This window comes from Providencia sp. PROV080 (genome assembly GCF_033688105.1).
Classification (GTDB): Bacteria; Pseudomonadota; Gammaproteobacteria; order Enterobacterales; family Enterobacteriaceae; genus Providencia; species Providencia zhejiangensis.
Genome location: NZ_CP096346.1, coordinates 1,206,100 through 1,231,385 on the forward strand (window position 1 = coordinate 1,206,100; position 25,286 = coordinate 1,231,385).

Here is a 25,286-nt window from a genome sequence, read left to right on the forward strand (position 1 = left end):
AGGCCATCATGAATGAAAAACGATTGACTCATTTGCAGCAACTGGAAGCCGAAAGCATTCATATTTTACGTGAAGTCGCGGCTGAGTTTGCAAACCCGGTAATGCTTTATTCAATAGGCAAAGATTCATCCGTCATGCTTCATCTAGCGCGAACAGCGTTTTATCCGAGTAAATTGCCATTTCCGCTGTTACATGTTGATACTGGGTGGAAGTTCCGTGAAATGTATGAGTTTCGCGATAAAACAGCGAAAAATTATGGGTTTGAGCTTTTAGTTTATCGTAATCCAGAAGGGGCTAAACTGGGAATCAATCCATTCATACATGGTAGTGCAAAGCATACTGATATCATGAAAACAGAAGGATTGAAGCAAGCGCTCGATAAATATGGTTTTGATGCGGCATTTGGCGGTGCAAGACGTGATGAAGAAAAGTCACGAGCAAAAGAAAGAATCTATTCTTTTAGAGACCGCTCTCATCGCTGGGATCCCAAAAACCAACGCCCTGAGTTATGGCATAACTACAATGGGCAAATAAATAAAGGTGAAAGTATACGTGTCTTTCCTTTATCAAACTGGACTGAACTGGATATTTGGCAATATATCTATTTGGAAAATATCGACATCGTTCCCCTTTATTTTGCGAAAGAACGCCCTGTGTTGGAGCGTGATGGCACATTATTAATGGTCGATGACGACCGTATTGACTTACAAGCGGGCGAAGTCATTGCTAAACGTAAAGTCCGTTTTCGTACTTTAGGATGTTGGCCATTAACTGGAGCCGTTGAATCACAGGCAGAAACATTACCTGAGATTATCGAGGAAATGCTGATATCGACAACCAGTGAGCGTCAAGGCCGATTAATTGATAGCGATCAGTCAGCATCAATGGAGCAAAAAAAGCGCCAAGGGTATTTTTAAGGGGGGAAACGTTATGGCAGATGTCACATACAATGAAACAATTGCGGAGCAAATCAAGCAACAAGGTGGTGTGGAAGCTTATTTGTTAGCGCAACAGGAGAAAGGGCTATTACGTTTCCTGACTTGCGGGAATGTGGATGATGGAAAAAGTACGCTCATTGGTCGCTTACTTCATGACACACGGCAAATTTATGAAGATCAACTTTCTGTTCTGCAAAATGACAGTAAACGTATAGGAACACAGGGGGAAAAGTTAGATCTTGCGTTGCTGGTGGATGGTCTTGCAGCTGAACGTGAGCAAGGCATCACTATTGATGTCGCATATCGCTATTTCTCCACGCAAAAGCGTAAATTTATTATTGCAGATACGCCTGGGCATGAGCAATATACCCGAAATATGGCAACGGGCGCATCGACATGCTCACTTTCTATTTTGTTGATCGATGCTCGAAAAGGTGTTCAAGAGCAAACGCGACGTCATAGCTTTATCAGCACGTTGCTGGGGATCCGCCATTTAGTGGTTGCCGTCAATAAAATGGATTTGATGGACTATAGCGAAAGCGTATTCGAAAAAATTAAACAAGATTATCAGTCTTTTGCGACTGAGTTGCCTATCGACCTTAATGTATGGTTTGTGCCTATTTCGGCACTTGATGGCGATAATATTGTTAATAAAAGTCACAATCTACCTTGGTATCAAGGTGAGACGTTACTGCAAATTTTAGAGAATGTTCAAGTTCAGCAAAAAGCCTCAGAGCAAGCATTACGTTTTCCCGTTCAATATGTGAATAGGCCTAACCTTGATTTTAGAGGTTATAGCGGCACCTTATCTTCAGGAATAATTCATATTGGGCAGTCTGTTAAAGTGCTTCCTTCTGGGCAGTTATCGCGAATCAAAGATATTGTCACTTTCGAGGGTTCACAACATGTTGCAATACCCGGTGAAGCCATCACGTTGGTCTTGGAAGATGATATTGATATTAGTCGCGGAGATTTAATTGTTGCCGAGGATGATACGCTAACAAGAACGCGTCAAGCGCTTATCGATGTTGTTTGGATGTCAGAACAACCATTGGTACAGGGGCAGCAGTTAGATATCAAAATTGCAGGCAAAAGAAGTCGAGCGAAGGTAGAAAATATTCAATATCAAGTTGATGTGAATAATTTGACGCAAAAGGTCGCGACTGAGTTACCGCTAAATAGTATTGGCCTTGTTGAATTCTCGTTTGATGAACCCCTGTTATTGGATAATTATCAACATAATGCGGATACCGGCGGCATGATCTTAATCGATAGGTTAACGAATGTTACAGCAGGCGCGGGACTCGTTCGTGAAATTAAAGCAGATTTCATTGAGCAAGATGATCACTTTAGTGAATTTGAAATCGAGCTGAACAAGTTAATTAGGCGCCACTTCCCTCACTGGGGAGCTCGTGATTTGCTGGGTGGAAAATAACTATCATGGATTTGATTAATGAACATATTGTGTGGCATCCACATGCCATTACGCGTCAATTTAGAGAGCGAGCGAATGGCCATAAGGGGGCAGTGCTATGGTTTACGGGGCTGTCTGGCTCAGGTAAGTCAACATTGGCTGGTGCAATTGAACAAACATTAGCCGAGATGGAGATTAAGACTTACTTGCTTGATGGTGATAACGTACGCCATGGATTATGCCGAGACCTTGGTTTTAGCGAGGAAGATCGGCAAGAGAACATTCGACGCATTGGCGAAGTGGCTAAGCTGATGGTTGATGCTGGACTGATAGTTGCGACAGCGTTTATATCTCCTTATCGAGAGGACAGACAACGGGTTCGTGAATTGTTTGAAGCAAATCAATTTTTTGAATTGCACGTAGCAACACCAGTAGACATCTGTGAACAACGCGATCCAAAAGGGCTGTATAAGCAAGCGAGAGAGGGGAAGATAACGCATTTTACAGGGATTGACTCTCCGTATCAGGAGCCATTACAGCCGGAGTTACGCATTGATGGACGGCAGCCCATCGCTGATTCAATAACGCAAATTCTCCACTTGCTGAAAACTCAACAAGTTATTAAAACCTAATCTGTTATTCTCAAAAAGATGTTGCTGAATGGCCTTGAGTAGCATCTTTTCATCAACGACGCCGTTAAATCACATTTAATGGTATCTTCTTTTTACTTTCACGCTGATAAAATAACCTTTTTCTATTAAGATGTTGCACGAAAGTACAATCAATATTGTCTTGGCGCTCGTATTTTTGTTGGCAAATTTCACTTGGATTGGTAATAGTGATTTTTATGATTCAAGGTACCCTATAATTTGCTAGTGAGAAACGGAACAAAAACAGCGTGATCAACACTAAGTTGAGTGAATTTTAATCATATAATATGTGATTTACTCTGACTTTTATGACATTACTTTCTTCTTAGTAGCGTCATGAGCTGAGTTATGGGATGATTAGCAAATCATTTCAGGGGGCAGAATGGGCAAATTAACGCTTCTATTAATCGCAGTATTAGCTTGGACGCAATATTCTCTATGGTTAGGAAAAAATGGTATCCATGATTATGTGCGAGTAAAAGACGATGTTGCAGCGCAAGAAATTATCAATTCTCGCTTAAAAGTGCGTAATGAGCAGTTATTTGCTGAAATTAATGACCTAAACGATGGTCAAGATGCGATTGAAGAACGAGCTCGCACAGAACTCGGAATGATCAAACCTGGCGAATCATTTTATAGAATGGTCAAAGAAAGTAATAATCAGAAAGCATCTAATAATCAATAAATAACGTATTTGCTCATGAATTATTATCGCGATTGGCCATTAATTTCGATGTAAGATCCAACATAATGAATAACTCAATCATTGGGGAAAACCCGCAAATTGTTGCAATAATTCCCGCGGCAGGTATTGGCAGCCGTATGAATGCTGATTGCCCAAAACAGTATTTACAAGTCGCAGGGAAAACAATCATTGAACACACGATTAGTGCATTGTTACTCAACCCTAGCGTCACCCATATCGTTGTCGCACTCAGCCCGGATGATGATTATTTTGCTAAGCTTGATATTGCACAAGATCCGCGAGTGACCACAGTAAACGGTGGAAAAGAGCGCGCGGACTCAGTGATGGCGGGGTTAAACCTTTTAGCCAAAAACGAAAGCATGCAAAATAAGTGGGTGTTGGTGCATGACGCAGCACGTCCTTGTTTGCATCAAGATGATTTAAATAAAATTATTCAGCTATCAACAAAAGAGTGTTGTGGCGGAATTCTTGCTGCGCCTGTTAGAGACACAATGAAGCGGAGTTTTAAAACGTCTGCTCTTATTGATCATACAGTTGAACGTGAAGCATTATGGCATGCATTAACCCCACAGTTTTTTCCATTATTGTTATTGCGGGATTGTTTAAGTAAAGCTTTGAAAGAAAATGCGGTTATCACAGATGAAGCCTCTGCCCTTGAATATTGTGGTTATCAACCTGTATTGGTTTCAGGGCGTTCAGATAACTTAAAAGTGACCAGACCAGAAGATCTTGCTCTGGCAGAATTTTATCTTTCTAAAATGAAATAAAAGGAATAAATCATGAGAGTTGGGCACGGGTTCGATGTACATAAGTTCGGTGGTGATGGTCCCATCATTATTGGTGGGGTTCGTATTCCATATGAACAAGGTTTATTAGCTCACTCTGACGGTGATGTTGTATTACATGCAGTAACGGATGCAATTTTAGGGGCTGCTGCACTCGGGGATATTGGTAAATTATTCCCAGATACCGATCCGGCCTATAAAGGTGCTGATAGCCGTGTGCTACTAAAAGAAGCTTATCGTCATGTACGTGCAAAAGGTTACAGTATCGGTAATATTGATGTCACTATCATGGCACAAGCCCCTAAAATGCTGCCACATATTCCACAAATGCGTGTCAATATTGCAGAAGACCTAGAATGCCATATGGATGACATTAATGTTAAAGCGACGACAACTGAACAATTAGGTTTTGTTGGTCGTAAAGAAGGTATTGCATGTGCTGCGGTAGTATTACTTGTTAAAGATAATGGTAGTGAAAATCATGAATGTACAGTACCTGCATGGTAAGCCGCTATCATTCGGTAAACTAAAAAGTCAGCCTGAAGACTTCATCGTTAAGGAAAACTTAGGTTTTGAGCTTGATGGAGAAGGCGAGCATGTTATGGTTCGTGTTGAAAAGATTGGCTATAACACGCTATTTGTTGCCGAGCAGCTCGCTAAGTTCGCAAAAATTTCAGCAAGAGCAGTGAGCTATGCTGGCTTAAAAGATCGCAATGCGATGACGGAACAATGGTTCTGTTTGCAGATGCCAGGTAAAGAAACACCTGATTTTTCTTTGTGGCAACTTGATGGCTGTCGAGTGATTGCGACAACGAGACAAAAAAGAAAATTGCGCATTGGCACCTTGAAAGGAAACCAATTTGAATTGACCATTCGGGAGATTTCGGATCCTGACGATGTCGAATTGCGTTTACAGAAAATAGCAGAGCAAGGCGTTCCTAACTATTTTGGTGAACAACGCTTTGGTCGAGATGGACAGAATTTAACTCAAGCGTTACGCTGGGCAAATCAAGAAATTACTGTTCGTGAGCGCAACAAACGTAGCTTTTACCTGTCAGCAGCACGCAGTGCGATGTTTAACCACGTGACGAGTGAGCGTATTGCGAACCAGACCGTCAATCAAGTGTTATTAGGTGATGCTCTTCAATTGACAGGGCGTGGCAGTTGGTTTGTGGCAACGACAGAAGAATTTTCTTCATTACAACCCCGAGTTGATACATTTGAACTTAGCATCACGGCACCTTTGCCCGGTGATGGTGAATTAGGTACGCAAGAAGATGCGCTAGCCTTTGAGACGGGTTGCTTAGAGAATTATCGCGCCTTGATAACATTGATGAAAACGGAACGGGTATCCTCAACACGTAGGGCGATGATGATGAAACCTCAAAACCTTCAATGGCAATGGGTTGATCAAACGACATTAAAAATGTGTTTTTTCCTTAATTCGGGAAGTTTTGCAACGAGCGTGGTGCGAGAACTTATTAATCAGGATAGTGCCGATGCTGAAAATTTTATTGAGTAACGACGATGGTGTGACAGCCCCTGGTATCCAAACACTGGCAGCTGCTTTACGCCAATATTATCAGGTGCAAGTGATTGCACCTGATCGTAATCGTAGTGGTGCATCAAACGCATTAACTTTAGATAAACCTTTAAGGATCCAAACACTGGCTAATGGTGACCTTTCAGTACAAGAAGGTACGCCGACAGATTGTGTTTATATTGGTGTTAACAAAGTGGTGAGACCAAGGCCTGATATTGTTGTATCTGGCATTAACTGTGGTCCTAACCTTGGGGATGATGTCATTTACTCAGGTACCGTTGCGGCAGCGACGGAAGGTCGACACTTAGGTTTACCTTCCATAGCAGTTTCTCTTGATGGTGACACGCATTTTGAAACCGCCGCAAAAGTGACTTGTGACATATTGGCATTGTTACAAAAAAATCCATTGCGAGCAGGCAATATATTGAATATCAATGTACCTGATATTCCTTACAATGAAGTGAAAGGGATTAAAGTCACTCGTTGTGGCAGTCGTCATGCCGCCTCTGAGGTTTACAATCTCGAAGATCCTAAAGGTAATATGCTGTATTGGCTTGGGCCAGTGGGGGAAATCCGCGATGCAGGGCCTGGTACCGATTTTGAGGCGGTATCGCAAGGTTATGTCTCCATTACGCCTTTACAAGTGGATTTAACAGCTTATAAAGCACATTCATTGATTGAAGAGTGGCTAGAGAAATCAGGAGTGAAAGTAGAATGAAAACAGGGCTCATGAAAGAACTATTGGCACAGTTACGCCAACAGGGAATTCACGATGAGCGCCTATTAGACGCTTTATCACGAGTTCCGCGTGAACGTTTTGTGGATGAAGCGCTTTCACATAAGGCCTATGATAACATCCCATTACCTATAGGTTATGGGCAAACTATTTCTCAGCCTTATATTGTTGCTAAAATGACCGCATTGCTTGCGGTTACACCGCAAGATCATGTTTTAGAAATAGGCACAGGTTCTGGCTATCAAACGGCTGTTTTAGCGCATTTAGCGGATCATGTTTTTTCAGTCGAAAGGGTGAAGAGTTTACAATGGACGGCGAAACGCCGTTTTAAACAACTTGATTTGCATAATATCTCTACTCGTCACGGTGATGGTTGGGAAGGATGGCAATCAAAAGGGCCTTTTGATGCGATTATCGTCACCGCAGCACCCAGTGAAATTCCTCCTCGGCTATTACAGCAATTAAAAGAAGGTGGACGTTTAGTTTTACCTGTTGGGGATAAAGACCAAGCCCTCAAGTTGATTATTCGTCGAGGAAATGATTATCACGCAAATGTCATAGAGAAAGTGCGCTTTGTTCCTTTAGTTTCAGGTGACTTAGCTTAGCGATTTAGTGGCGATGATCTTCGACAAAATATGACCTTGACTGCTCTAAAACTGAGTAAGTCGCATTTTCTATTAAGTCATAATCTCAAATTGTTATATTTTTGATATATTTGGCTTGTTCAATAATTTATATTTCTGTTTTAATAAGCCAAATACTTTTCGTTTAAGAGTTTTAATGTTCTAAATAATTCAAGCTGTAGCTAGGTGATGCAGGGCCTATAAAAGAGGTGACCTATGCGCATAAACCTAGTTAACAATGCTGCAACTTGAAGTATGATGAGAATAATAGGCTCGAATGTTTTACTGACGCAAATTTAGTTGTGATGTCAGATTTTTCTTCACGGGAGAAGATGCATGAAAATTGTTAGCCCAATAAACAGAATTCGATGGGCGGTGATCTTTTCATTTGGCGGGGCATTACTGGCTGGATGTTCAACTCCGTACCATACAGCAGCGCCGATTACTAGCGTAAATGAAGGTCAAGGAAATCAATCAAGTCAACAAACAGTTCAAAGAACACCATCAAGCAATAGTGGTGGGACGAGTATTGCGATGCCTTCTTCACGGCCTAATTTGTCTGCAAATTCTTCATCATCTGTTCGCACGTCGGCCCCAGTGAATATGGATGGACAAGGCCGTATTATCTATAACCGTGACTATGGCAGTATTTCAAAAGGCAGTTATAGCGGTAGTACTTACACGGTACAGCGTGGCGATACGTTATTCTACATAGCGTATATAACGGGCAATGATTTCCGTGAGTTAGCATCGAAAAACAATATTCCAGAGCCTTATAGCCTAAATGTTGGGCAGGTGATCAATATTGGTAATGGAAATGTGAACTCAAACGGACAATTAGCATCAAATTCATCAAATAGTAACCAGCAACCGGTTGATCTTCGAACAACTAATGCGTATCCTGCAAATGGAAGCGGTCAAAATACGGGTAAAATGTTGCCTAATAATAAGAAGCCTGCAACGCAAGTTTCTACAGCAACAACCTCGACTGCTTCTACAACTTCTACGACGACAGCAAGCAGTACAAATAGCTCATCGATAAAATGGCGCTGGCCAGCAGAAGGGAAAATGATAGAAGGTTTCTCTGATGCGCAAGGTGGAAATAAAGGCATTGATATTGCCGGTTCACGAGGCCAACCTGTACTCGCTGCTGCTCCCGGTAAAGTGGTATACGCAGGAAATGCACTACGTGGATATGGAAATCTTATAATAATAAAACATAACGATGACTACCTAAGTGCTTACGCGCATAACGATACGTTACTTGTGCGTGATCAGCAGGATGTCGCTGCTGGGCAAAAAATTGCAACTATGGGTAGCACCGGTACAAGCTCGGTTAGGCTACATTTTGAAATTCGTTACAAGGGAAAATCAGTAAACCCGCTGCGCTACTTACCGCAGCGATAAACTGGGCAGAATGCAATGACATTCTGTCCTCATTATCAAGGGTAGGAGTCACTGATGAGCCAAAGTTCGCTGAAAGCTAACGAGTTATACAATGACCTCGACGACAGCATGATGGATGATGCTTTTGATGAGAGTCAATTCAAAGAAGAGGATCTGGTTGCAGAACTAGACGATGAAATGGACTTATTCCAGAGCACGAATTTGCGTGTTCTGGATGCAACCCAAATTTATCTCAGTGAAATTGGATTCTCTCCGCTCCTGACAGCTGAAGAAGAAGTTTTCTATGCTAGGAGAGCCTTGCGTGGTGACATTGCTTCACGTCAACGCATGATAGAAAGTAATCTTCGCTTAGTTGTTAAGATCTCTCGACGTTATAATAATCGGGGCCTAGCATTACTTGATCTCATTGAGGAAGGTAATCTAGGGTTAATTCGCGCAGTTGAAAAATTTGATCCTGAAAAAGGTTTCCGTTTTTCAACATATGCGACGTGGTGGATACGCCAGACGATTGAACGTGCCATCATGAATCAAACCAGAACCATCCGCCTCCCTATTCATATCGTCAAAGAGCTCAATATTTACCTTCGAACCGCCCGAGAATTAGCGCAAAAACTTGATCATGAGCCTAGCGCTGAAGAAATCGCCGAACAGTTAGATAAGCCAGTAGAAGATGTTAGCCGTATGCTACGTTTAAATGAACGTATTACCTCGGTTGATACGCCTATTGCCGGTGATTCTGAAAAATCTTTACTTGAGGTTCTATCTGATGAGAATGAATCAGGCCCAGAACATACAATTCAAGATAACAACTTAAAAGAAAACATTGTGAAGTGGTTATTTGAATTGAATCCTAAACAGCGTGAAGTATTAGCACGACGTTTTGGTTTATTGGGTTATGAGGCAGAAACGCTCGAAGAGGTTGGTCGAGAAATTGGATTAACACGGGAAAGAGTACGTCAGATTCAAGTGGAAGGGTTAAGAAGGTTAAAAGATATTTTACAAGGTGAGGATCTTTCTTTGGAAGCCTTATTTAATATGTAAAAATCGTTAACAGTAGATTATCAAAGCCCTCAGCGACAAACTGAGGGCTTTCTTTTTATGGATAATATGTCAAAAGAGGTTTGTCGCCTTAGGCTTTATATTGGCGCACCACTATGAAATTTGAAATCATTATCGGGAGACAGAATAAGCTGTGCTTCGATAATACCGAACATTTTAACGCGGTCACTGATATCTGTTTTACTGATAGATTGTGCTAGTTGCAGATAATCTTGATAGTGTCTCGCTTCCGAACGCAATAATGAGACGTAGAAATTAGCTAAATCATCATCTAAAAAAGGGGCTAGCTTAGCAAAGCGTTCACATGATCGGGCTTCAATATAAGCACCAATGATCAGTTTATCGACCAATGTTTGCGGCTCATGCCCACTCATATGGCTAAACAGACCTTTAGCATAACGGCTTGCTGTTATGCCATCATAAGGAATATTTCGTTGGTGCATAATTTCTAACACTTGATAAAAATGATGAAGTTCCTCTTTAATCAAGAGTACCATTTTATCAATTAAATCTTGGCTATAAGGAGACTGTTTTCTTGCTAGGATCTGTTTTGATACTTGGTTTTTATGCTTTAAAGTATCAACATTTCCTATACGATCGTAGGCAAAGTCCTCATAAGGTTTAAACCAAGCAAGCAGTGTCGCGGCACTCTCTTTATCAACGGCATATTTACGGATCAAAAACATTGCGCTTTGCGCCGCTTTTAATTCACATAAAAGGTGGTCTTTTAAGAGTATAGGTAAACTTTCAGGCTCACTTGCTTTTTTAACCCAACTATCAGGCGTTTCACAATGTAAAAACGCGCTGATAGGCGCCAGTAGCTCAGCGTGATCTTGCATACTACTTATCCATTTCCTTTAAACGATATAACCAATCTAATGCTTGTTTCGGTGTTAATCTATCAGGGTCGATAGTCTCTAATGCACTGAGAACTGGTGACGGTTCTTCAGGCGCTAAAAAGCTTAATTGTGCGCTATCAACATGGCTAGCATTGGTATTATTGGAAATGAACTCTAGCTCTTTAAGTTTTTGTTTCGCGCGTTTAATGACCTCTTTAGGCACGCCCGCAAGAGAAGCAACAGCGAGACCATAACTTTTGCTTGCCGCACCTTCTTGAACATTATGCATAAAGGCAATGGTGTCACCATGTTCCATCGCATCTAGATGGATATTAACAGCACCTTCTAATTTCTCAGGTAGTGTTGTTAATTCAAAATAATGGGTTGCAAATAAGGTCATCGATTTTATACGATTGACTAAATTTTCTGCACAAGCCCAAGCTAGAGATAGACCATCGTAAGTTGATGTTCCACGGCCAATCTCATCCATAAGGACCAAGCTGTGTTCAGTCGCATTATGTAAAATATTAGCGGTTTCGGTCATTTCAACCATAAAAGTAGAACGCCCAGAGGCTAAATCATCTGAAGCACCAACGCGCGTAAAAATACGGTCTACAGGGCCAATAACGGCTTTAGTCGCGGGAACAAAGCTACCAATATAAGCAAGCAAAGTAATCAACGCAGTTTGGCGCATATAGGTACTTTTACCCCCCATATTGGGCCCTGTGATGATGAGGAGCCGGCGTTGCGGAGACAGCGAAAGCGGATTAGAGATAAATGGCTCGCTGAGTACTTGCTCTACGACAGGGTGACGACCTTCAGTAATATGAATGCCCGGTTTATCTGTCAGTTGTGGGCAAGTGTAGCCAAGCGTTTCAGCTCGTTCTGCTAAGTTGTTCAATACATCTAGTTCAGCTAGTGCTTCCGCACTGATTTGCAAATTGGCTAAATGGGGCAAAAGCATATCGAATAGCTCATCGTAAAGCGCTTTTTCAATCGCTAATGCTTTGCTTTTCGATGTTAGTACTTTGTCTTCGTACTCTTTTAATTCGGGAATAATATACCGTTCAGCGTTTTTCAGCGTTTGGCGGCGTACATAATGAATAGGGACTAAATGGCTCTGACCTCGACTAACTTGAATAAAATATCCATGCACCGCATTGTAGCCAACTTTTAGCGTATCAATGCCGAGCTTTTCTTTCTCTCGAATTTCCAGTCTATCAAGGTAATCTGTTGCTCCATCAGCAAGCGCTCTCCACTCATCCAGCTCACTGTTATAGCCGGGGGCAATAACACCGCCGTCACGTACGAGCACTGGGGGGGCATCAATAATAGCGCGTTGTAACAGATCTTGTAATTCATCAAACTGATTAATACGTTTTTGTAAGCTTTGTAAATATTCGCTGTTGGATTGGCTGAGAATTTGATGAATTTCGTGGTATTGCTCAAAAGCGTGGCGCATACGCGCTAAATCACGGGGACGAGCTGAACGTAATGCTAATCGTGCGAGTACACGCTCTAAATCACCAATTTGGCGAAGTAGGGGCTGTAATAACTCAAAGCCACACTGTTGTAGCGCCGTGATAGCCTGTTGACGATTATTAAGGGTTTGAATATGACGTAACGGTGTATGTAGCCAGCGTTTTAGCATACGACTCCCCATTGGGGTTACACATAGGTCTAAAATGGCTGCTAATGTATTTTCTGTTCCACCCGATAAATTTTGGGTGATTTCGAGATTACGGCGCGTTGCCGCGTCAAGAATAACACTATCGGATTGCCTTTCCATGATAATGCTACGGATATGGGGCAGTGCAGTGCGTTGTGTATCTTTAACATATTGAAGAAGACAGCCTGCTGCTCGTAGCGCTCTGGAAGCATTTTCAACACCAAAACCAATAAGGTCTTTTGTGCCGAATTGTAGACCTAACTGCTGCTTCGCTGTCTCTAATTCAAATTCCCATAAAGGACGACGACGCAGCCCTTTACAGTTCTCAATCAGAGTCATACTGGTAAAGTCTTCAGGATAGAGTAACTCAGCAGGACGAGTGCGTTGTAATTCAGCTTGTAAGGCTTCTTCATCATCGATCTCACTGATCATAAACCGGCCTGAAGTAATATCTAAGGTGGCAAAGCCATAACCCTGTGGCTCTTGCCAAATTGCAGCCAGTAAATTGTCCTGACGCTCATTCAGTAATGCTTCATCAGTAATTGTTCCTGGGGTCACAATACGTACAACTTTTCGTTCAACAGGCCCTTTACTGGTTGCTGGGTCGCCTATTTGTTCACAGATTGCAACAGATTCACCCATTTGCACTAATTTTGCCAAATAGTTTTCCGCGGCGTGGTGCGGAACTCCCGCCATAGGTATAGGCTGACCCGCAGTTTGCCCACGCTTAGTCAGTGAAATATCTAATAATTGAGACGCCTTTTTGGCATCATCAAAGAAAAGCTCGTAAAAATCTCCCATACGATAGAACAGCAGTATATCGGGATGTTGTGCTTTTAGTTTTAAATACTGCTGCATCATTGGTGTATGGGATTCGAAATTTTGGTTGTCAGTCATAGCATTGTCTGTTGTTACTTAATGAGTTTATGGAGTTTTACGAGTATTAGTACCTGATTGCATTTTACTTATCACTGTTACAGTATCACAGAGTTAGCCCAATTAGTGATTCAGCGTTGGCCTATTGTATAACGTCTTGTTAGAAATTCATCCGCAAACATGGATATGAGTAAAAATTTAGGAAAAGATTCGCAGAAATTAGGCTAAGAGAAAAAGAGTCTGTGCCAATTTGGCATGACTCTACCTCAAATTGTACGTTGTCTCTCTCGTGAATGTTCGGAGAAAATGGCTGTTTTTAACCAGTAATAGCCTTAAATTTTATGTTTAAGTGTATTTAAAAATTAGCCACTTTCCCCGTGAGCTTATCTTCCGTGACCAGTGGTTGAAATTTATTCATCTGAATATAACGAGTCTAATGAAGAGCGCAATTTATGCGCAAGCTCTGGGGCGACATATTTCCCCGTAATGATTTCAATATATGAGGCACTATCATGTGATTCAGCTTGAGTAATAGCTAAGTCAAGTTCATCACAGCAAGTGACTTTTTGACAATACCAATCATGGCAGCCGAGTGCCGCAGGTAATTGAGCATAATTCCACTGAGCAATATCATTGAAATAAGCATTGGGATTTTTACATATGAGTCGCTCGAAGAGGTATCCATCGTTATTAATGATGAAGATGATGGGTTTTAATCCAAAACGGGCAAACTGACAGATCTCTTGTGCGGTTAATTGGTGTGCACCTTCTCCTGTGATTAATACGACCCGACGATGCGGTGCAGCTAAAGCAGCTCCAAATGCAGCAGCAGTAGACCATCCGATAGACCCCCATAATGCTTGGTTATAGAATTGAGCGTTTTTCGGAAGTTGTGCAGAGAGTAATCCCATTAATGACGTCCCTGTATCAGTAATAATAATATCGTTCTCTTGAAACATTTTTTCCAATCGAGAGTAGAGGTATTCAGCTGATATTAATTCATTATCGGTGACGGGGGGCTCACCTAAAGGTTGAACACTAGGGGGCATTTGATGGAAAACAGGGATTTGTTCTTGCAAAGCGTTAAGCACATCTTTCATATAAACGTGAGGGTAGTGATTAGGACCAATATTGACATGATCTGGCATAATGCTGATATGGTTTTCGACGGGAATATCCGCGGTAAAACAGCCTGTATTCATATCCGTCATCATGACGCCAATACTCATAATGCAATCACTACTTTCAACATATTCATAAACATGTTGATTCATTAATTTACCATAGTAGGCTCCCATATAATTGGGGGTTGTTTCACTTAATACTCCTTTATCCATAATCATAGAAGCATAAGGCAGATTGGATTTATTGATTAGGGATAACACGGCATTTTCGAGCCCTAAACGCGCAATTAAAATCCCTGGGAGTACACTTATTTTTTTACTGTTTGTCAGCTTATTTAAGATAGCGGTAATTACGACAGCCAAATTTTCCTGATGACTGTTGGGGGGACTTATCGCTGGTGGGTATGGCATATCTGTATGGATTGCCATTTGTGCATAATCGGCTGGAATGCCAATATAAACAGGCCTACGCTCAGATAAAGCGCATGTAATTAATCGTTTTACTTCCTCGACACAATTTTCAGGGGTAAGAATTGCCTGTGCACAGCTCAATGGCTGATACATTTTATAGAATAGAGTATGGTCACTATGGCCGAGTGAATGATGAATTAATTTTTGGCTTTGTAACATTCGACTTGAAGGCATGCCCACGAGATGAAAAATAGGCAAATATTCGGCATAAGAACCTGCAATGGCATTAATCGCACTTAATTCACCAACACCAAATGTTGTTGAGAGTGCAGCGATACCTTTTACTCGGGCATAACCATCTGCGGCATAGGCAGCATTTAATTCATTACAACAACCAACCCAGCGTAGTTCGTTATGCTCACAGACAGCATCATTAATTGGAAATGAATAATCTCCAGCAATACCAAAAATGTCACTAATACCTAAATCATAGAGTTGCGACAATAAATACTGTATAACTGTTTTTTTCACTTTTCTCTCCATTAATTATTTAATAATGGTTAATAAGCAGTCTTTTGTGGACGGTTTCAATATGAGTTATTCGATGTGATCCGCGTTGTATAAATGAAATAATATAATAAAGCGTAAAATATAAATTAGGAGGTAATCTTTTGTTTGTTAAGCACTAATAATATTTCTATTCTTGAAAGGAGCGTACAGATATGATGGTGTGTGTCATTGACAAAAAACACGTAACTTATTAGTGTCCTAGAAAATATAAATCAATTAATTTTTAGGATGGCTTGACGATGAATAGATTGAAGGTTTTATTTTTATCTTTAGCCTTATTAAGTCCAATCGCTTTTGGTGCAACGGAGATTAATTATACTAAATCTCTTTATTTAAAATTTGCTGGCACAGTAAATGTTGTCATGAACGATGGTGTATCGGCAGATTATGTAAAAGCTATTTCTCAAAAGGCAGATGAGAAAGGGGCCGAGTATTTTGTTATCACTTCCATTGAATCTGAAGGAAGCGGTAATGATGTCTCTGTTACAGCAAGCCTATACAAAAAACAGTAATGATAAGTAGTCGCATCTAATAATATATATTTTTACTATATAGTATGGTGTTGTTCTATATAGAATAGAAACTCTTTTGTATATCGTATTTTTCAGAGAATAAAAAACGCCTTTAGAATAAAAAGGCGTTTTCATTAATAATGGTGAGTAAAATTGGACAGTTGCTGTTAATAAAAATTAATTTTGCGCAGCGATAACCATAATTTCCACAAGCACTTGTTCTCTCGCCATATTTGCTTCCACTGCCGCACGTGCAGGACTATACTCAGCTGGCATCCAAGATTCCCAAACCGTATTAAATGCAGCAAAGTCACGCTTCATATCCTTAATCCATACTTGAGCAGAAAGGATTCGAGTTTTATGACTATGACTCGCAGCTAGCAAAGCATCTATTTTTGCGAGAACTTCTTGGGTTTGAGAGGTAATATCACCAGATAAATCAGTTGGAACTTGCCCTGATAAATAAACTAAACCTGCATATTCAACGCTATCTGCTAAACGTGGTTTGGGATTATTACGCTTTATCATATTTGTATTACCTTGTTAATCCAGTTAAAGAGATTGGTGAAGTTTTTCCTGAAATTAATTGATTAAGGATCTCTGCACTTCCCGCTGCCAATGTAAAGCCTAGACTACCATGGCCAATATTTAGCCAAAGATTATCGTATTCAGTTTTACCTAACATAGGGGGGCCTTTGGGGGTCGATGGGCGCAATCCGCACCATGTTTCGGCATCATCGAGATGCGTCAATTCAGGAAAGGTTTTGCTTATAATATTTTTTAGCGCAAGAATACGGTTATCACGTAACCCTAATTTATCATAGCCAATATCTACCATTGCTGCGATACGAAGCTGTTGATTTAATTTTGCGTAAACAATCTTATTACCGTAATCAGTAACATTAATCTTTGGTACGATGTGTTCTTTTTCTGGGTAGGGAATTGAAAGACTATATCCCTTTAGACCAAGCATAGGTACATGAATACCTAGTGGACGTAATAGTTCTCTACTTCCATTACCTGCACAAACAATGACATCATCACCAAGAATAGTGCCTTGATTAGTTATAACACCTGTGATTCTTTGTTTATTTTTAATAAATGAAAGCACAGCATGTTGTAAACAGAGTTTAAAATCAGCTTGAGTTGATAAGAATTGCAGTAAATTTTTACAGAATAAGTAGCAATCTGCACTTTCATCATCAGGCGCATAAATTGCTCCCTTGAGTTGTGATTGAATATTCTTTAGTGAAGGCTCTAATTCAGTAATTTCAGCAGGAGTTAATACTTTTTGAAATTGGCTATCAATAGTTTCACAAGCTTTATTAAAGCTTTTTTGTTCGCGGTGAATAATTAACTTTCCTGATTTTTCCCAAGCAAAATCACCAATATCACCATTGGTTCGCCAACTATTCATTATTTCTTGGCTGAGTAATGATAAGCGAAGCTGGTGAGCACCATTAATTTTATTAGTCTTTCGGTTACAAGCGAGGGTAAATTGGGTTAGCCACGCCCATTGTTGAAGGGAAAATTGAATTTTTAAATTTAAAGGGGAGTCATCCTTTCCCATCCAACTTAAACCTTGTAATGGCACTCCTGCATCCGCTAAAGGTGCAACATAACGATAGCTAAGTTGCCCACCATTGGCAAAACTGGTTTGCATGCCGACATCAGATTCTGATTCTAATAACGTGACGGCATGACCCGCTTTTATTAAAGCATATGCGGTACTGAGACCAATAACACCTGCACCAATCACCACCACATGTTTTTTCATAATTATCCGCAACCAATAATAACAGGAGAGTTATTATTTAACGGCGAATAAGTTAACTAAACAATTGAGTTTTCATTGCAGGAGTATAACTTTTGGTTAACTACTTTATTTCTTTTTTCTAGGGTCAGTGACAACGTGTTTACATAATTTTGGGCGGCTTTGGTCAAGGGCCTATCTGCACGATGAAATACTGAAACGGCTAAATGTAGATCCTCTTTCAATGGATGGATCATCGATTTTGGTAATGTGTGTTCAGCAGAGAAAATATCCGTAATACTGCAACCTAATCCAGCACGAACAAACTCAGCGGCCATGTGATAAGTATGTACGCTAATATTAGAAACAGAAAATTCATGGTATTGCTGTAATAATTGAGCAAGAGAGTCTGAACCTGGATGGATCCAGCGATTTTGGTCAATATCAGCTAATGAAATCGGCCCTTGGTGCTGTTGGTGATCAACATAAACGAGTGGTATTTCGGCGATAGGTAATACCGTAATACCGCCTTCAATGGATAAATTGAAACCAATACCAATATCTAAGTCTTGCTGAGTTAATAACTGCATAATATCGACAGTATGGTGGGTACCAATTGTCAATTTAATGTTCGGATGTTTTTTTATGAACAGCGCTGTCACTTCAGGAACTAAATTCAGACCAAGGCTTGGTAAACAACCTATCGCCAATTTCCCTTGAGGGTTTTTGGATAAATTTTGTGCTAATATTCTTAGGCGATCTAAATTTCGATAAACTTCTTTTGCTTCATCAAAGAGCAGTAAAGCTTCATCCGTGGGTAATAATTTACCTCTAATTCGTTGAAATAATACTAACCCTAATTGTTGCTCTGCATGTTTTAGCGCTTTACTGGCAGCTGGCTGTGAAATGTGCAAAACTTCCGCTGCACGAGTTAAAGAACCACAAGTCATTACAGCATAAAAGATATCAAGATGTCTTAATTTCATTCTATGTAGCCTACCTACTATTCATTTTGTAGGCATTCTAACGGATAAATAAAAAATAATCAGATAACTGAGTCAATGAATTATTGAATTGTCGGTAATAAGTGCAATTTATAGCGAGGAAAAAGCGAAGTGGTGAACTTCCTCATCTATTTTTTACTATGGGAAGCTCACCAAAGAGAAGCGAATTATTAAGTGAAGTAAGTACCGATCTCAATAAATATTTTGATCAAAATACTGTTTGAAATATCCACAATAAATGCACCTACCATAGGGACAACGAGGAAGGCTTTATGTGAAGGACCAAATGCTTTTGTCACCGTTTGCATATTTGCAATGGCGGTTGGCGTAGCACCCATTCCAAAACCACAATGACCAGCACTAATAACGGCGGCATCATAATCTTTACCCATCATTTTGAAGGTAACAAAGCAGGCAAATAATACCATGACAACAGTTTGCACAGCGATGATGATTAATACAGGTCCAGCCATACTTGCTAACTGTCCAAATTTTAATGACATTAATGCCATTGCTAAGAACAGTGATAAGGAAACGCTACCTAATACATCGACAGTAGGTTCAAATACTTCATGTTTAAATACATGAGCCAGGATATTACGGATAATAATACCTACGAATAAGCACCATACAAAGGTTGGTAATTGTAGGATAGTATCTTTAAATAACGCACTAATATAACCACCAACGACGATACAGATAATCAGCATTGAAATTGTTTCAATGACATTATTGGCGTTAATTTTTCTCTGGACACTGGGTTGCTCAAAAGCCTCAATGATAGTGTCACGTTCTTGCTCTGTTGTCTTAGGGATTGTCACTTTTTTCAATAAGTGGCGTGCAACTGGCCCCCCAACAAGTCCACCGAGAACTAATCCAAGTGTTGCGCATGCCATAGCGAGTTCTACCGCGCCCGTAACACCATACTTATCCGCTAGAATTGGTCCCCAAGCACCTGCGTTACCATGACCCCCAGTCAAAGTAATTGAACCCGCAATTAATCCAATAAATGGACTTTCATTCATCATAACAGCCATACCCATACCAACGGTATTTTGTATAGCAATGAGGATTGTTACAGCAATAGTGAGTAGTACCAAGGGTTTTCCGCCTTTAATCAGCCGAGAAAAGTCGGAGCTTAAGCCGATAGACGAGAAAAAGGCGATCATCAATAAACTCTGTAATGATGAGTCAAAAGTGAAAGTGTATCCTGACGTTTTATCAACGATTAACAAAATAATAGCAACAATAAAACCTCCCACAACCGCTTCGGGAATATGGTTTTTTTGTAGGAATGGGGTAAATTTGACAACAAACATCCCAATCAATAGCGCGATACATGCGACTAATAATGTATAACTGGTATCTAGGATCATTATTTTTACCTCTATTAGTTTACCAGATTTTTCACTATAACAATTTAACATTAGTGAAAAATTAAATTACTTTGGTTAACTAATATTTAACAATGAGTTTTGTTTGGGTATCCATAACTTTTAGTTAATAGAGAGATAATTTAGAGGTTATTTCACACAGTAAATATGAAAAAATTAAGGCAAATGGAATGGGGTATATTTCGTGATAGGCCTAATCGCATGCGGTTTTGACATAATACTGTATAAATTGAAAAATAAAAAAAGTATAAATAATCATCAATTTTATACGGTGGGTTGGCTGTAATAAGAAGATATTGAGTAATTTAAAGAAGTGTGATGTGTGACATAAAACAGTCTTGTTGTTTTCCTTTATTTCGTTGCTTATCGAAGCGTTTATTTTTGGCTGAACTACTCTGTTCGTAGATAAACAACGGAGAAAAATATGATAGCTGTAATATTTGAAGTACAAATACAACCCAACCAACAAACCCGCTATTTAGCTTTGGCTGAGGAGTTAAAAACCCTATTAACTAACGTATCCGGCTTTATTGCTATTGAGCGCTTTCAAAGTTTATCAACAGCAGGAAAAATGTTATCGCTATCTTGGTGGAAAGATGAAGATGCGGTTCTACAATGGAAAAATCACGTTTTACATGCGAAAGCTCAACAAGAAGGTCGAGAATCGATATTTAGTTATTATAAAATCAGCATTACTCATCTAGTCCGTGAATATTCATTTAAAAAGGATAATGATAATGTTTGATATTCATGTTGTTTTAGATAATCAAGCAGGTCAATTAGCCTTACTAGGAGAAACATTAGGTCATCATGGTATTGGATTAGAAGGAGGGGGAATATTTACGATTGGCGATGAGTGTCATGCTCATTTTCTCGTTGAACAGGGCGAGCAGGCTAAGGTTGTATTAGAGCAGATTGGATTATCAGTACGAGCGATCCATACCCCGTTAATTCGTCAGTTAAAGCAAGAAAGGCCGGGGGAACTCGGAGAAATAGCACGCGTGTTAGCAGAAAATGGTATTAATATTTTAGTGCAGTACAGTGACCATGCAAATAAACTGATCCTAATAACCGACAATGATAATATGGCCGCATCTGTCACGCTTGCTTGGGCAATAAAGTGAACGACTATGGTTAAATCTCTCATTCAACAAGATATGACTTTTGAATCTGCAATAGCTGCTATAGGTGCGGCGATGTCTGATATTTCAAGAGTAAAAATACTTTGTGCTTTAATGGATGGTCGAGCCTGGACCGCCACGGAGCTAAGTTCTGTTGCAGACATATCCGCTTCAACGGCTAGCAGCCATTTATCTAAATTAGTAGATAGTCGGTTAATTATAGTAATCGCTCAAGGGAGGCATCGCTATTTTCAATTAGCGGGGAAAGAGATTGCCGAATTAATTGAGAGCATGATGGGAATATCATTGAATTATAGTGTGCATGCTAAAATTTCAACGCCTGTGCATTTACGCAAAGCTCGTATTTGCTATGATCATTTAGCTGGAGAGATTGCCGTTAAAATTTATGATTTTCTTTGTCATCAGCAATGGATCACTGAAAATGGTGAAATGATCACACTAAAGGGAATCCAATATTTTCATGATATGGGTATAGATCTACCAACCAAATATTCCCGTAAAGTCTGTTGTGCCTGTTTAGATTGGAGCGAACGCCGTTTCCATTTAGGTGGCTATATCGGCGCTGCGTTATTTACACTTTACCAATCTAAAGGTTGGTTAACTCGGCATATAGGTTATCGTGAAGTGACGATTAACGAAAAAGGCTATGCTGCTTTTAAGACCCATTTTGGCATTTAAGTTGTTTCTCTAATCCATTAATAATAAGTTCAAGGCCAAATAAAAAGGCGGGTTCTGCTCCTTGATTATCTAATAGCTCGATAGCTTGTCGTAGTAATGGGGGCATAGTATCTGTGGTAGGGTGTTCTCGTTCTTCTTTAGCTGCTTGATGCTCTTGATCTTCTAATACACAGCCTAAAGTAAAATGGCCAACGGCACTAAGTGCGTACAATGCGTCCTCTAAAGAAAAACCTTGCTGACATAAAAATGCGAGTTGTTTTTCGATAGTGTCATACTGTTTTGTTGTTGGTCTTGTCCCTAAATGTACTTTTGCCCCATCACGATGGCTTAATAAAGCACATCGAAAACTTTTAGCATTATTACGTAGGAATTCTTGCCAGCTTTCTCCTTCTAAAGGACAAAAATGAGTATGGTGCCTATCTAACATTTCAATGGCTAATGCATCGAGTAAAGCCCGTTTATTTTTTACGTGCCAATATAATGTAGGCTGTTCTACACCCAATTTTTGAGCCAGTTTACGCGTTGTTAGCCCCTCTATTCCAACCTCATTAAGTAGCTCTAGTGCACTATCAATGACTTTGCTTTTATCTAATCTTGCCATTATTAACTCCTAATTTATGATTGACACTCTATCACTGATAGAGTTATTTTACCACTCCCTATCAGTGATAGAGTTGAGTGAAATGAACAAATCAGCAAAGATTGCATTGGTAATTACGTTACTCGATGCCATGGGGATTGGCCTTATTATGCCAGTCTTACCCACCTTATTACGTGAATTTATTGCGCCAGAAAATATTGCCAATCATTTTGGTGTGTTGTTGGCTTTATATGCATTAATGCAAGTTATTTTTGCACCTTGGCTTGGAAAGATGTCTGACCGATTTGGTCGTCGTCCCATTTTATTATTATCACTCCTTGGTGCGTCTTTGGATTATTTATTATTGGCTTTTTCAAGCGCGCTTTGGATGTTGTATTTAGGGCGTCTATTATCAGGAATTACGGGAGCGACTGGAGCCGTCGCCGCATCAGTAATAGCAGATACCACGTCATCTTCTGAACGAGTGAAATGGTTTGGTAGGTTAGGGGCAAGTTTTGGTATTGGACTCATAGCTGGCCCCATTATTGGTGGATTAGCGGGAGATATTTCACCCCATAGCCCATTTTTTATTGCCGCATTTTTAAATATAACGACTTTCTTCTTTGTCATGATTCACTTCAATGAAACTGGAAAAACTGCGGAAGATGCCAATCTTAATAAAGATAAAGAGGCCGTGATTAAATCCGGTTCCGTGTCTATGACGCTCTTTAAAACGATGCCAATTTTACTGGTCATCTATTTTTCAGCCCAATTGATTGGACAAATTCCAGCAACAGTATGGGTGCTGTTTACTGAGAATCGCTTTGGTTGGAACAGTATGATGGTTGGTTTTTCATTGGCTGGACTTGGTTGTTTACATGCTCTATTTCAAGCGTTTATAACTGGAAAAATTGCCAAAAAGTGGGGGGAGAAAACAACGGTACTTGTAGGATTTATTGCAGATAGTAGCGCTTTTATTTTTTTAGCATTTATTTCAGAAGGATGGCTAATTTTTCCTGTTTTAATTCTGCTTGCTGGCGGGGGGATTTCATTACCAGCATTACAGGGGGCGATGTCGGTTCAAGCAAATCATCACCAGCAAGGTGCATTACAAGGGTTATTAGTCAGTTTGACGAATGCAAGTGGTGTTATCGGTCCTTTAATGTTTGCGTTTATTTATAATCAAACTCTCGCTATTTGGGATGGTTGGGTTTGGCTAATAGGATTGATGCTCTATTTGATTATCATTTTATTGTCGATAAGCTATATGCCAAAGCGTGCAAATGCACTTTAAGCATTAATATGCAGAAAATCTACGCCTAATCATTCAAAGAATGGCACGATTTGAGATTTATTATGGTGTGCTTTTTTGTGAAATCAGTAAGGGAAATGCATGTTCTTCTCCCCAGCTTTTGAGTAACAACAGAATAGGTTTTAGAGATTGACCTTTTTCTGTCAGGCTATACTCAACTTTTGGGGGGACGACAGGAAATACTTCTCGGTGAATTAATCCCGCTGATTCCAACTCGTGTAATTGTTTGGTGAGTATACGATGAGTCATAAATTTGAGGCGACGTTGTTATTCCTTAAACCTCAACGTTTGGTCAGTAAGCTAGTAAAGGATCATGCCTTTCCCTTTACCATCAATCAGCTTTAATGAAGCTTCGACGGGCAGCCATCATATTCATAAGTATCATAGCGAGGTTTTTTACAGTATCCATTATGTGACTATATATCAAAAATGTACGTACTTGTTAAAGAGGTAGTATTGGTTATGATATCAACTTTCCCATTGTTATTGCTGTTATTGATAGGATAAAAGTTATGTCAATCATTGATGTCGCTATGAAACGTTATTCAACAAAATCATTTGATCCAACTAAAACCATTTCTGATGATGTGGTTGAAAAACTTAAACAGTTGTTAAGATACAGCCCTTCTAGTGTTAATATCCAACCTTGGTATTTTATTATTGCGCAAAGCAGTGACGCTAAACAACGCATGGCAAAATCAACAGCAGCTAATTATGCGTTTAATACTCCAAAAATACTTGATGCGTCTCATGTCATCTTATTCTGTAGCAAAACTAACGTTGATACAGCTTATATGAATAAGATACTTGAACAAGAAGCATTCGATGGCCGTTATGCATTAGATGAACATAAAACGATGATGGCAGGAGCAAGGGATTTCTTTGTGAATTATCATCGAAATACGCAAAAAGACTTGTCTCAATGGCTGAAAAATCAAACTTTTATTAACTTAGGAAGCTTTTTAATGGGGGCTGCTGCGTTAGGTGTGGATGCAGTACCAATGGAAGGTATGGATTTTGCTATTCTTGATCGCGAATTTACGCTGACTGAACAAGGGTTAGAGCCTATTGCGATGGTTGCTTTAGGATACCGTGCTGTCGATGATTTTAATGCTGAGTTAACCAAGTCGCGTTTACCTGAAAAAGAGGTCATGACCGTTATTTAAATAAACATAACTCTTCTTTAATGTAAAAGGTAACTCATTAATATGAATTACCTTTTTGTTTTTTTAGTGAATGGCACGATAAGTCATGTAGCGTGTAAAAGCTATCTGTTTTTAGATGCATTATTATTTATTGTTCTTTTTTATCGTGTATTTTTATTATTTATATTCCTGTTATCATCTATTAAAGATGATTTAGATTTAACTTATTCTGTTTTCATCAATATAAAATGTTTTAACAGTCTGTTATTTTAAGATGGCTAAATTTTATTATTTTAATTTAATAGTTTTAAATTTTAAAAAATAGATTAAAATTTTAAACGTATTAAAGATAAAAAACGAAACCTGTTCTCTTTTAGATAAAAGCGTTTTATTCAAAAAATGACCAGCAATGTTAT

Annotated in this window: 25 protein-coding genes and 1 pseudogene; 17 read left to right on the forward strand and 9 right to left on the reverse strand. The window is 39.6% G+C overall.

The annotated features are described in order from the left end of the window. The first annotated feature begins 8 nt into the window (after positions 1-8). The 11 genes from cysD (at position 9) to rpoS (ending at position 9,843) form a co-directional block, all read left to right on the forward strand. Positions 9-917: a sulfate adenylyltransferase subunit CysD gene (cysD, locus tag M1F03_RS05185; protein WP_318840094.1), complete on the forward strand. Its 909-nt coding sequence runs from the start codon at positions 9-11 to the stop codon at positions 915-917. A gap of 13 nt (positions 918-930) precedes the next feature. After that, a complete protein-coding gene (gene cysN / locus M1F03_RS05190; protein WP_318840095.1) occupies positions 931-2,373 on the forward strand; it encodes a sulfate adenylyltransferase subunit CysN in 1,443 nt (480 codons plus the stop codon). A gap of 5 nt (positions 2,374-2,378) precedes the next feature. Further along, positions 2,379-2,984 (forward strand): adenylyl-sulfate kinase, encoded by a 606-nt coding sequence (gene cysC / locus M1F03_RS05195; RefSeq protein ID WP_163860784.1) that lies wholly within the window; start codon positions 2,379-2,381, stop codon positions 2,982-2,984. A gap of 400 nt (positions 2,985-3,384) precedes the next feature. After that, entirely contained in the window at positions 3,385-3,687 is a 303-nt protein-coding gene (gene ftsB, locus M1F03_RS05200; RefSeq protein WP_154622367.1) for a cell division protein FtsB, read from the forward strand. A gap of 65 nt (positions 3,688-3,752) precedes the next feature. Beyond that, positions 3,753-4,475: a 2-C-methyl-D-erythritol 4-phosphate cytidylyltransferase gene (gene ispD, locus M1F03_RS05205; RefSeq protein ID WP_154622366.1), complete on the forward strand. Its 723-nt coding sequence runs from the start codon at positions 3,753-3,755 to the stop codon at positions 4,473-4,475. A 12-nt stretch (positions 4,476-4,487) separates the two neighbouring features. Next, a complete protein-coding gene (gene ispF, locus M1F03_RS05210) occupies positions 4,488-5,000 on the forward strand; it encodes a 2-C-methyl-D-erythritol 2,4-cyclodiphosphate synthase (RefSeq protein WP_154622365.1) in 513 nt (170 codons plus the stop codon). Next, positions 4,966-6,015, forward strand: coding sequence for a tRNA pseudouridine(13) synthase TruD (gene truD, locus M1F03_RS05215; RefSeq protein WP_163860785.1), 1,050 nt, complete (start codon positions 4,966-4,968; stop codon positions 6,013-6,015). Before ispF ends, truD begins: the two co-directional genes overlap by 35 nt. After that, complete coding sequence (gene surE, locus M1F03_RS05220) at positions 5,993-6,754, forward strand: 5'/3'-nucleotidase SurE (protein ID WP_163860786.1); 762 nt, start codon at positions 5,993-5,995, stop codon at positions 6,752-6,754. The genes truD and surE overlap by 23 nt, the downstream gene beginning before the upstream one ends. After that, positions 6,751-7,377, forward strand: a complete 627-nt coding sequence (locus M1F03_RS05225; RefSeq protein WP_154622362.1) for a protein-L-isoaspartate(D-aspartate) O-methyltransferase — start codon at positions 6,751-6,753, stop codon at positions 7,375-7,377. Before surE ends, M1F03_RS05225 begins: the two co-directional genes overlap by 4 nt. A gap of 354 nt (positions 7,378-7,731) precedes the next feature. Then, complete coding sequence (gene nlpD, locus M1F03_RS05230; RefSeq protein ID WP_163860787.1) at positions 7,732-8,802, forward strand: murein hydrolase activator NlpD; 1,071 nt, start codon at positions 7,732-7,734, stop codon at positions 8,800-8,802. 54 nt (positions 8,803-8,856) lie between these two features. Next, positions 8,857-9,843, forward strand: coding sequence for an RNA polymerase sigma factor RpoS (gene rpoS, locus M1F03_RS05235; RefSeq protein ID WP_154622360.1), 987 nt, complete (start codon positions 8,857-8,859; stop codon positions 9,841-9,843). 95 nt (positions 9,844-9,938) lie between these two features. Here the strand turns inward: rpoS and miaE are convergent, their stop codons facing one another. The 3 genes from miaE to M1F03_RS05250 form a co-directional block, all read right to left on the reverse strand. Then, positions 9,939-10,700 carry a tRNA isopentenyl-2-thiomethyl-A-37 hydroxylase MiaE gene (gene miaE / locus M1F03_RS05240; RefSeq protein ID WP_154622359.1) on the reverse strand — a complete coding sequence of 254 codons (762 nt, stop codon included), beginning with the start codon at positions 10,698-10,700 and terminating at the stop codon, positions 9,939-9,941. 1 nt (position 10,701) lies between these two features. Continuing rightward, entirely contained in the window at positions 10,702-13,266 is a 2,565-nt protein-coding gene (gene mutS, locus M1F03_RS05245; RefSeq protein WP_154622358.1) for a DNA mismatch repair protein MutS, read from the reverse strand. A gap of 389 nt (positions 13,267-13,655) precedes the next feature. Next, positions 13,656-15,311, reverse strand: a complete 1,656-nt coding sequence (locus M1F03_RS05250) for an alpha-keto acid decarboxylase family protein (RefSeq protein WP_251463697.1) — start codon at positions 15,309-15,311, stop codon at positions 13,656-13,658. A 278-nt stretch (positions 15,312-15,589) separates the two neighbouring features. Between M1F03_RS05250 and M1F03_RS05255 the strand changes: the two genes are divergently transcribed. Then, positions 15,590-15,862, forward strand: coding sequence for a DUF1471 domain-containing protein (locus M1F03_RS05255; protein WP_196714195.1), 273 nt, complete (start codon positions 15,590-15,592; stop codon positions 15,860-15,862). Positions 15,863-16,039: 177 nt separating this feature from the next. Here M1F03_RS05255 and M1F03_RS05260 read toward each other — a convergent pair whose 3' ends face one another. From M1F03_RS05260 to gltS, 4 genes are all read right to left on the reverse strand, one after another. Next, positions 16,040-16,390: a RidA family protein gene (locus tag M1F03_RS05260; protein ID WP_154623291.1), complete on the reverse strand. Its 351-nt coding sequence runs from the start codon at positions 16,388-16,390 to the stop codon at positions 16,040-16,042. Positions 16,391-16,397: 7 nt separating this feature from the next. Then, positions 16,398-17,639, reverse strand: a complete 1,242-nt coding sequence (locus M1F03_RS05265; RefSeq protein WP_163860791.1) for a D-amino acid dehydrogenase — start codon at positions 17,637-17,639, stop codon at positions 16,398-16,400. 56 nt (positions 17,640-17,695) lie between these two features. After that, positions 17,696-18,601, reverse strand: a complete 906-nt coding sequence (locus tag M1F03_RS05270) for a LysR family transcriptional regulator (RefSeq protein ID WP_154623289.1) — start codon at positions 18,599-18,601, stop codon at positions 17,696-17,698. Between the two features lie 188 nt (positions 18,602-18,789). Beyond that, complete coding sequence (gene gltS, locus M1F03_RS05275) at positions 18,790-19,995, reverse strand: sodium/glutamate symporter (protein WP_251463699.1); 1,206 nt, start codon at positions 19,993-19,995, stop codon at positions 18,790-18,792. Between the two features lie 442 nt (positions 19,996-20,437). Here gltS and M1F03_RS05280 point away from each other — a divergent pair, with 442 nt between their 5' ends. From M1F03_RS05280 to M1F03_RS05290, 3 genes are read left to right on the forward strand one after another with little or no spacing between them, the layout of a single operon-like run. Continuing rightward, on the forward strand, positions 20,438-20,758 hold the full coding sequence (locus M1F03_RS05280) for an antibiotic biosynthesis monooxygenase family protein (protein WP_163860793.1): 321 nt from the start codon (positions 20,438-20,440) through the stop codon (positions 20,756-20,758). Then, positions 20,751-21,137 (forward strand): amino acid-binding protein, encoded by a 387-nt coding sequence (locus M1F03_RS05285; RefSeq protein ID WP_154623986.1) that lies wholly within the window; start codon positions 20,751-20,753, stop codon positions 21,135-21,137. Before M1F03_RS05280 ends, M1F03_RS05285 begins: the two co-directional genes overlap by 8 nt. Positions 21,138-21,143: 6 nt before the next feature. Next, the gene (locus M1F03_RS05290; protein WP_163860794.1) at positions 21,144-21,833 is read left to right on the forward strand and encodes an ArsR/SmtB family transcription factor; all 690 of its coding nucleotides are present in this window, start codon (positions 21,144-21,146) and stop codon (positions 21,831-21,833) included. Here M1F03_RS05290 and tetR read toward each other — a convergent pair. Continuing rightward, positions 21,811-22,434, reverse strand: a complete 624-nt coding sequence (gene tetR, locus M1F03_RS05295) for a tetracycline resistance transcriptional repressor TetR (protein WP_154623988.1) — start codon at positions 22,432-22,434, stop codon at positions 21,811-21,813. The genes M1F03_RS05290 and tetR overlap by 23 nt on opposite strands. An 82-nt stretch (positions 22,435-22,516) precedes the next feature. Between tetR and tet the strand changes: the two genes are divergently transcribed. Further along, positions 22,517-23,707, forward strand: a complete 1,191-nt coding sequence (gene tet, locus M1F03_RS05300; RefSeq protein WP_251463701.1) for a Tet(A)/Tet(B)/Tet(C) family tetracycline efflux MFS transporter — start codon at positions 22,517-22,519, stop codon at positions 23,705-23,707. Between the two features lie 60 nt (positions 23,708-23,767). Here tet and M1F03_RS20015 read toward each other — a convergent pair. Then, positions 23,768-23,974: pseudogene (locus tag M1F03_RS20015) on the reverse strand (winged helix-turn-helix transcriptional regulator); the annotation flags it as partial. Between the two features lie 263 nt (positions 23,975-24,237). Between M1F03_RS20015 and nfsB the strand changes: the two are divergent. Further along, a complete protein-coding gene (gene nfsB / locus M1F03_RS05310; RefSeq protein WP_251463703.1) occupies positions 24,238-24,891 on the forward strand; it encodes an oxygen-insensitive NAD(P)H nitroreductase in 654 nt (217 codons plus the stop codon). The last annotated feature ends 395 nt before the right edge of the window (positions 24,892-25,286 follow it).

Bases quoted from the DNA above. Each gene is read 5' to 3' on its own strand.
- cysD (WP_318840094.1), top strand. From the start codon at position 9: ATGAATGAAAAACGATTGACTCATTTGCAGCAACTGGAAGCCGAAAGC.
- cysN (WP_318840095.1), top strand. From the start codon at position 931: ATGGCAGATGTCACATACAATGAAACAATTGCGGAGCAAATCAAGCAA.
- cysC (WP_163860784.1), top strand. From the start codon at position 2,379: ATGGATTTGATTAATGAACATATTGTGTGGCATCCACATGCCATTACG.
- ftsB (WP_154622367.1), top strand. From the start codon at position 3,385: ATGGGCAAATTAACGCTTCTATTAATCGCAGTATTAGCTTGGACGCAA.
- ispD (WP_154622366.1), top strand. From the start codon at position 3,753: ATGAATAACTCAATCATTGGGGAAAACCCGCAAATTGTTGCAATAATT.
- ispF (WP_154622365.1), top strand. From the start codon at position 4,488: ATGAGAGTTGGGCACGGGTTCGATGTACATAAGTTCGGTGGTGATGGT.
- surE (WP_163860786.1), top strand. From the start codon at position 5,993: ATGCTGAAAATTTTATTGAGTAACGACGATGGTGTGACAGCCCCTGGT.
- M1F03_RS05225 (WP_154622362.1), top strand. From the start codon at position 6,751: ATGAAAACAGGGCTCATGAAAGAACTATTGGCACAGTTACGCCAACAG.
- nlpD (WP_163860787.1), top strand. From the start codon at position 7,732: ATGAAAATTGTTAGCCCAATAAACAGAATTCGATGGGCGGTGATCTTT.
- rpoS (WP_154622360.1), top strand. From the start codon at position 8,857: ATGAGCCAAAGTTCGCTGAAAGCTAACGAGTTATACAATGACCTCGAC.
- miaE (WP_154622359.1), bottom strand. From the start codon at position 10,700: ATGCAAGATCACGCTGAGCTACTGGCGCCTATCAGCGCGTTTTTACAT.
- mutS (WP_154622358.1), bottom strand. From the start codon at position 13,266: ATGACTGACAACCAAAATTTCGAATCCCATACACCAATGATGCAGCAG.
- M1F03_RS05255 (WP_196714195.1), top strand. From the start codon at position 15,590: ATGAATAGATTGAAGGTTTTATTTTTATCTTTAGCCTTATTAAGTCCA.
- M1F03_RS05260 (WP_154623291.1), bottom strand. From the start codon at position 16,390: ATGATAAAGCGTAATAATCCCAAACCACGTTTAGCAGATAGCGTTGAA.
- M1F03_RS05265 (WP_163860791.1), bottom strand. From the start codon at position 17,639: ATGAAAAAACATGTGGTGGTGATTGGTGCAGGTGTTATTGGTCTCAGT.
- M1F03_RS05270 (WP_154623289.1), bottom strand. From the start codon at position 18,601: ATGAAATTAAGACATCTTGATATCTTTTATGCTGTAATGACTTGTGGT.
- gltS (WP_251463699.1), bottom strand. From the start codon at position 19,995: ATGATCCTAGATACCAGTTATACATTATTAGTCGCATGTATCGCGCTA.
- M1F03_RS05280 (WP_163860793.1), top strand. From the start codon at position 20,438: ATGATAGCTGTAATATTTGAAGTACAAATACAACCCAACCAACAAACC.
- M1F03_RS05285 (WP_154623986.1), top strand. From the start codon at position 20,751: ATGTTTGATATTCATGTTGTTTTAGATAATCAAGCAGGTCAATTAGCC.
- M1F03_RS05290 (WP_163860794.1), top strand. From the start codon at position 21,144: ATGGTTAAATCTCTCATTCAACAAGATATGACTTTTGAATCTGCAATA.
- tetR (WP_154623988.1), bottom strand. From the start codon at position 22,434: ATGGCAAGATTAGATAAAAGCAAAGTCATTGATAGTGCACTAGAGCTA.
- tet (WP_251463701.1), top strand. From the start codon at position 22,517: ATGAACAAATCAGCAAAGATTGCATTGGTAATTACGTTACTCGATGCC.
- nfsB (WP_251463703.1), top strand. From the start codon at position 24,238: ATGTCAATCATTGATGTCGCTATGAAACGTTATTCAACAAAATCATTT.